This is a genomic window from Halovulum sp. GXIMD14794 (genome assembly GCF_054457455.1).
Genome location: NZ_JBTLNF010000005.1, coordinates 563,475 through 575,892, shown reverse-complemented (window position 1 = coordinate 575,892; position 12,418 = coordinate 563,475). Strand labels below are relative to the sequence as shown.

The following is a 12,418-nucleotide window of genomic DNA, read 5'->3' as shown; positions in this document are numbered from 1 at the left end:
GGCTGGCGGGGGCCTCCGGCGGGGATATTTGCCGGAAAGTGGAAGGTGGGGGCGCGGATCTGGCTCGCGCTGGCCCCCCCCGTCAGGCGCTTCCTATCAGGATGCCGGCGGCCAGAACCAGCGCGCCGCCCAGCGCGATCTGGAGCGAGGCGCGCAGCCAGGGCGTTTCCATGAACCGATGCTGGATCCAGGTGATCGCCCAAAGCTCGATAAAGACGACGATGATGGCAACGATGGTCGCGGTCCAGAAATGCGGGATCAGGTATGGCAGGGCGTGCCCCAGCCCCCCAACAGTCGTCATCACGCCTGTTGCGATGCCGCGCTTGACCGGCGAGCCGCGTCCCGAGATCACACCGTCGTCGCTCGCGGCCTCGGTGAAGCCCATCGAGATGCCCGCACCGACCGAGGCCGAGAGCCCGATCAGGAAGGTGCTCCAGGTGTCGCCGGTGGCGAAGGCCGCTGCGAAAATCGGCGCCAGGGTAGAGACCGAGCCATCCATCAGCCCGGCGAGACCCGGTTGCACGTAGGTCAGGATGAAGCGCTTGCGCTCGGTGTCGGCTTCCTGTGCCTGTACGTCCTCCGGCGCGTGCTTCGCCTCCAGTCGCTCGGCTGTCGTAATGTGCCCGGCCTCGGCGGCCGCAAGGTCGCCTAGCAGCTTTCGGGTCTCGGCGTCCTGAGTCCGCAATGCCGCGGCGCGATAGAAGCGGGCGGCCTGCTCCTCCATCTCTTTCGCTTGCGCGCGGGTCTTCTCGATCCCCAGCGGCCGCACCAACCAATCAGGCCGGCGTTCATAGTAGCCGCGCACGTGTTCGCGGCGGATCAGCGGAATACTCTCGCCGAACCGGGCGCGGTGCCGTTCGATCAGGCGGCGGCGATGCTCATCCTCTTCGGCGGCCATTTCCTCGAACATCGCGGCGGAGTTCGGGAATTCCTCGCGTAGCCCGTCAGCATAGGCGCGGTAAATCCGGGCGTCGTCTTCTTCCGACGAGATCGCGAGGGCGAGGATTTCCTGTTCGGACAGGCTGTCGAACGACCGGCGCGAAAGGCCGAGGACACGATGCAGCATGGGGGTTCTCCTTCTTGAGGGAAGGATATTGGAATCGTTCTAAACTATACAAGCCCGGTATACGCGCCGCCGGGTGGGCGCGGCGTCAGGTCGCGCGCAGCAGGCGCTTGCGGGTCGACGGGATCGCCCGGATCTCGAGGCCGGTGAAGACATGCAGCGTGTTCAGGTCGTGGTCCACAACCGCGTGGTCCGAGACCCAGCCGCCCATAACCAGGTAGCTGCGCAGCAGCGGGGGCATGCCCTTCATCGCCAGTTTGAGGTTCGGCTTGCGCAGCCGCAGCCGCGTGGCGAATCGGAACACGCGGGGCGCCTTGACCCGGGGCAGCCAGCGATTCGGCGCGAGGTGGCGCTCCTTGAGCAGGGCGAAGGCGTCCATGTAGGCCTCGGCCTCGGTGCCCTTGAAGCTGGAGCAGCCGAACAGCAATTCGACCCCCTCGCGGTCGACGTATTCTGTCATGGCCCCCCAGGCGATGCGCAGCACATCCGGGTCGCGCACGGCCGGGTCTATGCAGAAGCGCCCCATCTCGACCATCGGGCCGTCGAACGCGGCCAGATTGTCCAGTCCGTAGAACTGCGCGGCGTAGGAATCGCTGATGCTGGCGCCGTTCTCGAAGGGCAGCAGGCGGAAACAGCAGACGAGTTTGCCGCTGGACGCGTCTTCGACCAGCACATGCAGGCAGCGCTCGTCGAAGCGATCCGAGTCGAGGCCGTCAGGCTCCGCGCCGCGGAAGCAGCGATAGCGCAGCCGTTGAGCAGCCTGCACGTCGGCAGGCCCCTCGGCGAAGCGGGCGAGATAACGTCCCCTGCGAAACACCGCCATTGCAAGCCTCATATCCAGCGTTACATAGGACGCTGTGGCATCGAACCGTGACGTCTATATGACCACCGGAGCGTTTGGGTGCAAAGAGTATTTCCCCACAATCGAGGAGAGGGCGAAAATGGCCGACAAGATCGTCAAGAGCGATGCGGAGTGGCGCGCGCAGCTGTCCGACCTTGCCTACAAGGTCACGCGTCGGCACGGGACCGAGCGCGCCTTCACCCATGACGACTTTCCCAAGGAGCCCGGGACCTTCGCGTGCACTTGCTGCGGACAGCCGCTGTTCGACCAGGCGACCAAGTTCGACAGCGGCACCGGCTGGCCGAGCTTCTGGGCTCCGGTCGACGCACAGGCGGTCGACGAGAAAGAGGATCGGTCCTTCTTCATGCGCCGGACCGAGGTGCTTTGTTCGCGCTGCGACGCCCACCTTGGCCACGTCTTTCCGGACGGGCCGCAGCCGACCGGCCTGCGCTACTGCATGAACGGCGTTGCGCTGGATTTCCGCCCGGCGGGGATCCCGGACGCTGACGATGTCGATGCGACGGACGGGCAGGACGGCGGCGAAGGCTAGGCTCCGGCGGCAGGCCGGACCGCACCTGCGCCCGCGTCGGGCGGGGTCCAAGGCAAGCGGGGGACGAGCAGGCTCCATCGCGCGGCCTGCGGCAGGCAGCCGGCCTCGGCCTTGAGCGCTGAGATTGTCCAGTTGTGGCGGTTGCGCAGCATCTCGGAGTAGAGCCCCAGCACGCCGGGCCGCGTGTAGAAGCTCCAGTGGCAGATGCGGCGCGTGTCGGGGCCGAGGTGCACGCCGCGCCGGCGAAGCAGCGGTGCCAGATCCTCGCTGTCGAGGGGCAGGTCGTAGGCCTGTCGCACGTGCTGCCCTAGCCCCTCCGACAACGGCCGGTGATAGCCCGGGGGGCGCGGCGCGAACCGGGTGAAGAGCAGGTCGAACAGGTCGTTCTGACGCGAGGTCACGTTGAACACTTGTGCGGCCCTGGCTCCCGGCGCGGCGAGACAGTCCAGCGCCACACCGTCATACTCGGCCCCGCCCATGAGGATGATCTGCCCAAGCGTGCCCCGGCGCAGGTGCCGTGCAGCCTGCAGCGCGACGCGGGCGCCCAGCGAATGCCCCAGAAGGTCCACCGGGCGGTCCGGCGCAAGATCGTGGATCGTTTCGATCACCCCGGCCAACGCCGCACCCGCCCGGGCCGCCGCCTCGTAAACCCTTGCGAACCGGCGTAGCGGCGGGCCGGAGTGGTCGGTGTCGTGCGCCGGCCAGCCAAAGCCAAGGCACAGACCGTCCGAGACGCCTCCTTCGCGAAACCCCAGCCCGGCGGGCCAACTGGTGTTGCGGAAGCAGGGATTGGCGGGCGAGAGCGAGAAGATCTCGCGGTTCGGGTCGGCATCGACCCGGTTGGGCGAAAACTTGTAGCCGTGGATCAGGATGACGATGGGCGCGTTCCGCGGCAAGGCCCGCAGGCGCGGAGCAAGCGCCGCCTGCAGATCGGACTCTGGTGCCGCGTCGCAACGCACCACGCCTTCGGCCAGGGAAAGCCCGATCACCGCCATCTTGCCTGTCCGCCAGTGTTTTCATGGCTTGTTCACCGGATTCGACTGCGCCCCGGTGACGTCAGGATGAAGATTGGATGACAGGCGGCGACGTGCCGGACATTGACCGCCATGCGCGCTTGGAGTACCCAGTCGCCCGTGGCGATTTGTTCACCGGATTGCGGGCCACGTTAAAGAAACCGCTAAAGAGGTCGCGGTCCAGCCTATGGAACCCCGATCGTACCCCGGTCGGGGTTTTTGTTTGACCAGGAGGCCGCCGGCAGGGCGGAGCGCAGATGAAAGACGAACGGCCCGAAGCGAAGAAATCCGATCCCGCGTGGAAGCCCCGCACCAAGGCGGTGCACGGCGGCACCCGCCGCTCGCAATACGGCGAGATGTCCGAGGCGATCTTCCTGACGCAGGGCTTCGTCTATCCCGACGCCGAAACCGCCGAGGCGCGGTTCCTGGAATCCGGTCCGGACGAGTTTATCTACGCCCGCTACGGTAACCCGACCGTCCGGATGTTCGAGGACCGGATCGCCCAGATCGAAGGGGCCGAGGACGCGTTTGCCACCGCCAGCGGCATGGCCGCGGTCAACGGCGCGCTTTTCGCCGGGCTGAAGGCGGGAGATCACATTGTGTCGGCCCGCGCACTGTTCGGCTCGTGCCTCTGGATCGTCGAGTCCCTGTTGCCGCGCTTCGGGGTCGAGGTGACCTTCGTGGACGGCGCCGACCTCGCCCAGTGGGAGGCGGCGGTGCGCCCCGACACCAAGCTGGTGTTCCTCGAGAGCCTGTCGAACCCGACCCTGGAACTGGTTGATATCCGGGCGGTTTCCGAGATCGCGCATCGCCACGATGCACTTGTCGTGGTGGACAATGTCTTCGCCACGCCGATCTTCCAGCGCTCGCTGGATCTTGGGGCAGACGTGCTGATCTACTCGGCCACCAAGCATATCGACGGGCAGGGCCGCTGCCTCGGCGGTGTGGTTCTCGGCACGCAGCAATTCATCCGCGGCACGCTTGAGCCCTATCTCAAGCACACCGGTGGCGCGATGAGCCCGTTCAACGCCTGGGTTATGCTCAAGGGGCTCGAGACGCTTGAACTGCGGTGCCGCGCCCAGGCCGACACCGCGCTGAAACTGGCGCAGGCGGTCGAGGGTCATGCCAAGGTAAGCCGCGCGCTTTATCCGGGGCTGAAGAGCCATCCGCAGTCGGACCTGGCCGCGCGCCAGATGGAGGCAGGCGGAACGGTCCTCGCTTTCGACATCGACGGCGGGCAGGAGGCCGCGTTCCGCTTCCTCAACGCGCTGAATATCGTGCTGATCTCGAACAACCTCGGCGATGCCAAGTCGATCGCCACGCATCCGGCGACGACCACGCACCAACGGCTTGACCAGGCGACCAAGGATCACCTTGGAATCACGCCCGGCTTGATCCGGCTCTCGGTGGGCCTGGAAGACGCGGACGACCTGATCGCGGACGTACTTGGCGCCCTCGATGTGGCGTAGCCTGCGGCGACACGTCGCTCACGTGTGAACGACCGGGCCTTTTCCAATCGCCCGGTCGCCCCATCTTCTCGGCAGGAGAAAACGGACGGGACCCGGAAAGGACGCCGCATGAATGTGCACGACTCGAAGATCGCCACTGAACGCGAGACCGTATTGCCCGCACCTCGCCCGACGCGAGAGGAGGCCGAACAGGCCGTACGCACTCTGCTGCGCTGGGCCGGCGATGATCCGGCGCGCGAGGGGCTTCTGGATACGCCCGGTCGAGTAACGCGCGCCTACGGCGAATGGTTCCGAGGGTATGAAGAAGACCCGGCAGCGATGCTCCAGCGAACCTTCGAAGAGGTCGAGGGCTATGACGAGATGGTCGTCCTGCGCGACATCCGCTTCGAGAGTTACTGCGAGCATCACCTGGCCCCGATCATTGGCAAGGCGCACGTCGCCTACATCCCGACCGATCGCGTCGTGGGCATCTCCAAGCTTGCACGCGTGGTCGACGCTTTCGCCAAACGCCTGCAGGTGCAGGAAAAGATGAATGCTCAGATCGCCAACACGCTGAACGACGTTCTGAAGCCGAAGGGCGTGGCCGTGGTGCTGGAAGGCGAGCATCACTGCATGTCCACCCGTGGCGTTCACAAACCGGGCGTCACGATGGTGACCTCGACCCTGCTCGGGGCGTTCCGCGACAGCGATACGCGGCGCGAATTCCTGTCGATGATTGGCAACCCCGTCAGCCGAGGTGCCTGAGCACGCTTGACTCCGGGTGCGGCTGCGGAAAAGCGTTGCCGCATGATTGATGTCAGGCCCGTGGGCTACGTGATCGGCATGCTGGTCGCCGCGCTGGGCGTTACCATGCTCCTGCCCATGCTGGCCGACCTGCTCGAAGGCCGCGACCAGGGCGGAACCTTCGCGGTCTCGGCGCTGGTGACGGTGCTGACGGGCGGCGCCATCGCGCTGGCCTGCAAGAGCGGGCGCGCACCGGGTCTGACGCTGCAGCAGATATTCCTCCTGACCACCGGCACGTGGGTGTTTCTGCCGCTCTTCGGGGCGATCCCGTTCTGGATCGGCGCTCCCGACGCCAGTTTCACCGACGCATTCTTCGAGGCCATGTCCGGCTTCACCACCACCGGCGCCACGGTCTTCGTCGGCCTGCAGGATTTGCCGGCGGGCACCCTGCTCTGGCGCGGGCTGATGCAATGGTTCGGCGGCGTCGGCATGGTTGTGGTGGCGCTATCGTTTCTGCCCGCGCTCCGCGTCGGGGGCATGCAGATCTTCCGCTCGGAGGCGTTCGACACAGGCGGCAAGATCCTGCCCCGCGCCGGTGAGATCGCAGTTTCGATTTCTGTCATCTACCTCGGGATTACCGTGGTCTGCATGCTCGCCTACAGCTGGACCGGGATGAACCTGCTCGACTCGATGGTCCACGCGATGACCACGGTCGCGACGGGTGGGATGGCGAACGACGACGCCTCGTTCGGAGCCTACCGCGGGGCGGCGGAATATGTCGCGGCGATCTTCATGCTGATCGCCAGCCTGCCGTTCGTGCTCTACGTCTTCGTGTTGCGCGGGACCGTCCGCCCGCTGCTCCGCGATCCGCAAGTGCACGGCTTCCTGACGCTACTTGCCTTCGTCGTCGTCGTGCTTACCGCCTGGCAGATCTTCAAGCATGAGGCGCCGCTGGAGCCCGCCTTCCGCGAGGCGTTCTTCAACGTCACCTCGATCATCAGCGGCACCGGTTATTCCTCGGTCGACTACCAGCTCTGGGGCGGTTTCGCGGCGGCGATCTTCTTCCTGATCGGCCTTGTCGGAGGTTGCGCCGGCTCGACCTGCTGCTCGGTCAAGATCTTCCGCTACCAGCTGCTGTTCGCCGCTATCCGGGTGCAGATCCGCCGCCTGCAAAGCCCGCGCGGCCTGTTCGCGCTGCGCTATGATGGCAAGCCGGTGACCGACGACGTGATCAACTCGGTCATGGCCTTCTTCGTGGTGTTCTACCTTTCTCTCGCGGTGCTCTCGGTGCTGCTGTCGCTGATGGGCCTCGACCCGGTCACGGCGATCTCGGGGGCGGCGACGACGCTGGCGAACATCGGCCCCGGCCTTGGCGACATCATCGGTCCGGCAGGAAACTTTTCCAGCCTCACGCCCGAGGTGAAATGGGTCATGGCCATCGCCATGCTCATCGGCCGGCTCGAGCTGATGTCGGTCTTCGTCCTCTTCACCTTCGCCTTCTGGCGCAAGTGACCCGCCCGGGTGAATTGACCGCACCGCCGCGTCCGTCTAAGCAGGCGCGCGAACGGCAGAGGGTTCCAGAATGACGTCCCAGATCACCCGCCCCCGCAGCTTCCAGGAGATCATCCTGCGGCTTCAGACCTACTGGGCCGGCAAGGGCTGCGCGGTCTTGCAGCCCTATGACATGGAAGTCGGGGCAGGGACCTTCCATCCGGGCACCACGCTGCGCTCGCTGGGCTCGACGCCCTGGGCGGCGGCCTATGTGCAGCCCTCGCGCAGGCCGACAGATGGCCGCTATGGCGAAAACCCGAACCGTCTGCAGCACTACTACCAGTTCCAGGTGCTCATCAAACCCAGCCCGCCGCAGATGCAGGAGCTCTATCTCGGCTCGCTCGAAGCGATCGGCATCGACATGGCACTGCACGACATCCGTTTCGTCGAGGACGACTGGGAAAGCCCGACCCTGGGCGCCTGGGGCCTAGGCTGGGAGGTCTGGTGCGACGGCATGGAAGTCAGCCAGTTCACCTATTTCCAGCAGGTCGGCGGCCACGACTGCCACCCGGTTTCGGGCGAGCTGACCTACGGGCTGGAGCGTCTGGCGATGTACGTGCTGGGCATCGACCACGTCATGGACATGCCCTTCAACGACCCGGATGCGCCGATCCCGCTGAGCTACGGCGACGTGTTCCGCCAGACCGAGCAGGAATACTCCCGCTGGAACTTCGACGTGGCCGACACCGACGTGCTGCTGCGCCATTTCGAGGAGGCCGAGGCCGAGTGTGCCCGGATCCTCGCGCAGGAGGACGTGGACCCGAAGACCGGCAAGCGCATCGTCATGGTCCACCCGGCCTATGACCAGTGCATCAAGGCCAGCCACATCTTCAACCTGCTCGACGCGCGCGGCGTGATCTCGGTGACCGAGCGCCAGGCCTACATCGGCCGGGTCCGGGCGCTGGCCAAGCAGTGCGCCGACGCCTTCGTGCGGACCGAGGCCGGCGGCTGGACACCCGAGGCCGCCTGAGTTTTCCGCTTTGCTGCATCGGACGGGAACGTGCAGACTGCCCCGGTAACAACCTCCGGGGACAGACCATGACACTCGAGTCCGCCACGCCGGTGCTCAGGTCCGGCAACTACGCCCGCGCCCGGGCGTTCTACATCGACGTCCTCGGGTTCCGCCTCGCCGAAGAGGCTGGCGAGCCGCCGGGCTTCGGCATCTTCATTCGCGACGGCGCGCGCATTTTCATCGAGGCTTATCAAGGCCCGGAGGCGCCATACGACCGCTGGCGGGCCTATTTCCACGTGACCGGGCTCGACGCGCTGGCCGAGGAATTTCAGCGCAACGGCGCGCAGCTTCTGCGGCAGATCACCCACACCGTCTATGACATGCGCGAGTTCGAGATAGCAGACCCGGACGGCAACGTGCTCTGCTTCGGCGCCGACCCCTGAGGGAACTTTTCGCCGCGCCAAACGCTCCTTTCCCGACAGCAAGGGGAGAGGACAGATGGCAGAGATGGCTCCGGCCTGGGTGGTTCCGGCAATGCGCGCTGGGTATGCGGCACGCGGACTGGTCTATGTGATCGTGGGCGGAATCGCGGTCTCCAGCGCTCTGCGGGGCGGGCAGGCCGAAGGCACCACCGGCGCGATCGAAGCGCTGCGCGGCGCGGCCTGGGGGCAGGTTCTGCTCTGGGCCGTGGCGCTCGGCCTGCTGGCCTATGCGGTCTGGCGCGGGCTTTCGGCCTGGATGGACCTCGAGCGTCACGGCAGCGACGGCAAGGGCCTCATTGCCCGGATCGGCACCGCCGTCTCGGGCGTGATCCACCTGGGCCTTGCCATCTACGCCGCCCGCGTTGCACTGGGCGGCGGCGGCTCTGGCGACAGTACCGAAAGCTGGACGGCGAAACTTATGCAGATGCCCGCGGGCCGTTGGCTCGTCGTCGCGGTCGGTCTGATCGTCGTGGGAGCGGGGATCTACTACGCGCACAAGGGCCTCTCCGAGCGCTACAAGCGCAACCTGCGCAATACCGAGCTCACGCAGCGGCTGGAGCCGGTCTGCAAGGCCGGGTTGCTTGCCCACGGCATCGCCATTGGCCTGATCGGCTTCTTCTTCGTCTATGCCGGCTGGACCGCCGATCCGTCCGAGGCCGGAGGCCTAGAGCAGGCGTTCCAGACCGTCCGGCAGGCCGCCTTCGGCCGCATCCTGCTGGCGCTGATGGGCCTCGGCTTCGTCGGGTTCGCGGTCTACTGCTGGATCGAGGCCGCCTACCGTATCGTCCCGGCCCGTGCCGGCAGGGACGTGGTCAGCCTCGCTCGCGCAGCGAAGCGAAAGGCCGAAGCGCACGCCTGATCCCGGACACGGGGGGCGAGAAACGGCTTTACGCCCCCCGGCGCGCCCGCTATCCCCCCACCGGACCAGTCCACGAGGGAAACATGTCGGGCCGCTTCTTCGTCGGCACCTTGCTGTTGTTCGTCGCCGTCTTCGGGGCGGCGCTTTTCTGGTTCCAGACCTACGCCTATTACGAGCGGGTCGAGGGGCTGGGCAGCATCACTGTGGCCGACCGCGAAATCCCGGTGCAAGATTACGATGGCATCGACGCCACGTCCTCGGGCCTCAAGCTGCGCGGCTGTTTCACCACCGACCCCGCCGCCTTCGAGGGGCTTCCGGAATTCGCGGAGCCAGAGCCGCTAAACCCGCCGTTCTGGTTCGACTGCTTCCCGACCGAGGACCTCGCCCGCGACCTCGAAGCCGGGGAGGCCGCCGCCTACCTCGCCGCACCCGAAGAACTCGACGGCATCGACCGGATCGTCGCCGTCTATCCCGACGGCCGCGCCTACCAGTGGCGCCAGCTCAACGAGAGATTTGCGAAGTAATGCCCGACCTTCTGCTCGAACTCCTGTCCGAAGAGATCCCCGCCCGGATGCAGGCCCGCGCCGCCGAGGACCTCAAGCGTATGGTCACCGACGCGCTGGTCGAGGCCGGCCTGACCTATGCCGGGGCAGGGGCCTTCGCCACGCCCCGCCGCCTGACGCTGGCTGTTGAAGGGTTGACCGACCGCTCGCCTGACACGCGCGAGGAGCGCAAGGGCCCCCGCGCCGACGCGCCTGAGAAGGCGATCGAGGGCTTCCTGCGCTCCACCGGCCTGACCCGTGACCAGCTTGAGGTGCGCGACGACAAGAAGGGCCAGGTCCTGTTCGCCGTCATCGAGCGCCCGGGCCGCGCCGCCTCCGAGATCATCGCCGAGGTCGTCCCGCAGGTCGTCCGCACGTTCCCCTGGCCGAAATCCATGCGCTGGGGCAGCGGCAGCCTGCGCTGGGTGCGCCCGCTGCACTCGATCCTCTGCATCCTGAGCGACGAGGCCGGCGCAACGGTCGTGCCCTTCGACGTCGACGGCATCGCCTCGGGCGACAGCACCGTCGGGCACCGTTTCATGGCGCCGGATCGTTTTAGCGTGACCTCGTTCGAGGATTACGAGCTGAAACTGGCCCGTGCGCATGTCGTCCTGAACCCCGAGACCCGCGCCGACAAGATCCGCCACGACGCCGAGCAGATGGCCTTTGCGCAAGGGCTGGAAGTCGTCGAGGATAAGGGCCTGCTGGCCGAGGTCGCGGGCCTCGTTGAATGGCCGGTCGTTTTGATGGGTGACATCGGCCCCGACTTCCTGGACCTGCCGCCCGAGGTGCTTCAGACCTCGATGAAGGAACACCAGAAGTTCTTCTCGGTGCGGAACCCCAAGACCGGCCGGATCGAGAAATTTGTCACCGTCGCGAACCGCGAGACGGCGGATCAGGGCGCGACGATCCTGCACGGCAACGACAAGGTGCTGGCAGCACGCCTGTCCGACGCGAAGTTCTTCTGGGAGAACGACCTGCGGACGGTGAAAAGCAAGGGTCTCGAAGGCATGGCCGCGCCGCTGGCGAACGTCACCTTCCATGCCAAGCTGGGCACTCAGGCCGAACGCATCGCCCGGATCGAGGCACTGGCCCGCGAGATCGCCCCGCTGGTCGGCGCGCAGCCGGATCTCGCCGCCGAAGCCGCCCGCGTGGTCAAGGCCGACCTGTCGTCCGAAATGGTCTACGAGTTCCCCGAGCTTCAGGGTGTGATGGGCACCTACTACGCCAAGGCCGCCGGGCACGACGACGCCGTGGCGACCGCCTGCGCCGCCCACTACCAGCCCCTCGGCCCCTCCGACGACGTACCGACCGAGCCTGTCTCGGTCGCCGTGGCGCTGGCCGACAAGATTGACATGTTGACCGGCTTCTGGGCCATCGATGAAAAGCCCACCGGCTCGGGCGATCCCTATGCGCTGCGTAGGGCGGCGCTGGGGGTTATTAGAACAGCAGTTAGCCGGGGTACGCGAGCCCGCTTGGTCGAATTGTTCGGCAAAGCGTTCTTATCACTACGGGCTCAATATGCGCAGAAAGCATTTGACGAAGAAGCATTTTGCTTGGCTAGGGAAGTAAATGACCAAGTAGAGATAGTTTGGCCGGCAGATGGCGTCGCATACGACGAACCTGATGTTTGTGAAATGCTTCAGAGTTTGCAGGTCAGCTTTGCTGCTGGTGAAGAGATCATCACTGCCCGGTTAATTGGAAATAATGAAGATTCATTACTTCCAAGTGATGAATGGAATGCAGATACTACTTTTGCAACGGCTGCGTGGTCGATGGATGGATTTTCTGCCACCGACCTCCTCTCCTTCTTCGCCGACCGCCTCAAGGTCCACCTCCGCGCCGAGGGCATCCGTCACGACGTGATCGACGCTTGCTTCCAGCTTGGCGGGCAGGACGACCTCGTGCTGCTGGTCAACCGCGTCCGCGCGCTGCAGGCGTTCTTGGAAACAGACGACGGCGCGAACCTGCTGGCGGGCTACAAGCGCGCCGCGAACATCCTCGCGCAGGAAGAAAAGAAGGACGGCGTCGAATACTCGCTCGATCCGCAGCCGCAGCTGGCCGAGACCGACGAGGAGCATGCGCTCTTCGCCGCCCTCGACACCGCCGAGGCCGAGATCGCCCCGGCGCTGAAGGCCGAGGATTTCGCCGCCGCCATGTCCGCGATGGCCGACCTGCGCGCGCCCATCGACGCGTTCTTCGACAATGTGAAGGTGAACGCCGATAGCGACATGGTGCGCCGCAACAGGCTCTGCCTGCTCAACCGCATCCGCGCGGTGATGAACCGCGTCGCAATTCTCTCGGCGATTGAGGGCTGAGCCCGGAAAGCCACGAAGCCATTCCGGTGCAGCATTCCCGATTTGCGTCAGACGC

Annotated in this window: 12 protein-coding genes and 1 riboswitch; of the genes, 9 read left to right on the top strand and 3 right to left on the bottom strand. The window is 66.0% G+C overall.

What is annotated here, in order from left to right; genetic code table 11:
• Positions 1-82: 82 nt before the first annotated feature.
• Positions 83-1,066 (bottom strand): iron exporter MbfA, encoded by a 984-nt coding sequence (gene mbfA, locus ACW9UR_RS14500; protein WP_458917716.1) that lies wholly within the window; start codon positions 1,064-1,066, stop codon positions 83-85.
• Between the two features lie 85 nt (positions 1,067-1,151).
• Positions 1,152-1,886, bottom strand: a complete 735-nt coding sequence (locus tag ACW9UR_RS14495) for a GNAT family N-acetyltransferase (protein WP_458917715.1) — start codon at positions 1,884-1,886, stop codon at positions 1,152-1,154.
• Positions 1,887-2,004: 118 nt separating this feature from the next.
• On the opposite strand from ACW9UR_RS14495, the gene msrB reads away from it, so the two are divergent.
• On the top strand, positions 2,005-2,454 hold the full coding sequence (msrB, locus tag ACW9UR_RS14490) for a peptide-methionine (R)-S-oxide reductase MsrB (RefSeq protein ID WP_458917714.1): 450 nt from the start codon (positions 2,005-2,007) through the stop codon (positions 2,452-2,454).
• Here msrB and ACW9UR_RS14485 read toward each other — a convergent pair.
• Positions 2,451-3,449, bottom strand: coding sequence for a thioesterase domain-containing protein (locus ACW9UR_RS14485; protein ID WP_458917713.1), 999 nt, complete (start codon positions 3,447-3,449; stop codon positions 2,451-2,453). The genes msrB and ACW9UR_RS14485 overlap by 4 nt on opposite strands.
• Positions 3,450-3,577: 128 nt before the next feature.
• Positions 3,578-3,656, top strand: a riboswitch (SAM riboswitch).
• A 68-nt stretch (positions 3,657-3,724) separates the two neighbouring features.
• Between ACW9UR_RS14485 and metZ the strand changes: the two genes are divergently transcribed.
• The 8 genes from metZ (at position 3,725) to glyS (ending at position 12,363) form a co-directional block, all read left to right on the top strand.
• Positions 3,725-4,936, top strand: coding sequence for an O-succinylhomoserine sulfhydrylase (metZ, locus tag ACW9UR_RS14480; protein WP_458917712.1), 1,212 nt, complete (start codon positions 3,725-3,727; stop codon positions 4,934-4,936).
• Positions 4,937-5,044: 108 nt separating this feature from the next.
• A complete protein-coding gene (gene folE, locus ACW9UR_RS14475) occupies positions 5,045-5,680 on the top strand; it encodes a GTP cyclohydrolase I FolE (protein WP_458917711.1) in 636 nt (211 codons plus the stop codon).
• 42 nt (positions 5,681-5,722) lie between these two features.
• Positions 5,723-7,171, top strand: a complete 1,449-nt coding sequence (locus tag ACW9UR_RS14470) for a TrkH family potassium uptake protein (protein ID WP_458917710.1) — start codon at positions 5,723-5,725, stop codon at positions 7,169-7,171.
• 70 nt (positions 7,172-7,241) lie between these two features.
• A complete protein-coding gene (locus ACW9UR_RS14465; protein ID WP_458917709.1) occupies positions 7,242-8,180 on the top strand; it encodes a glycine--tRNA ligase subunit alpha in 939 nt (312 codons plus the stop codon).
• Between the two features lie 68 nt (positions 8,181-8,248).
• On the top strand, positions 8,249-8,605 hold the full coding sequence (locus ACW9UR_RS14460; RefSeq protein ID WP_458917708.1) for a glyoxalase superfamily protein: 357 nt from the start codon (positions 8,249-8,251) through the stop codon (positions 8,603-8,605).
• Positions 8,606-8,660: 55 nt separating this feature from the next.
• Positions 8,661-9,503, top strand: coding sequence for a DUF1206 domain-containing protein (locus ACW9UR_RS14455; protein ID WP_458917707.1), 843 nt, complete (start codon positions 8,661-8,663; stop codon positions 9,501-9,503).
• 83 nt (positions 9,504-9,586) lie between these two features.
• Positions 9,587-10,027, top strand: a complete 441-nt coding sequence (locus ACW9UR_RS14450; RefSeq protein WP_458917706.1) for a DUF6446 family protein — start codon at positions 9,587-9,589, stop codon at positions 10,025-10,027.
• Positions 10,027-12,363, top strand: coding sequence for a glycine--tRNA ligase subunit beta (glyS, locus tag ACW9UR_RS14445; protein ID WP_458917705.1), 2,337 nt, complete (start codon positions 10,027-10,029; stop codon positions 12,361-12,363). Before ACW9UR_RS14450 ends, glyS begins: the two co-directional genes overlap by 1 nt.
• The last annotated feature ends 55 nt before the right edge of the window (positions 12,364-12,418 follow it).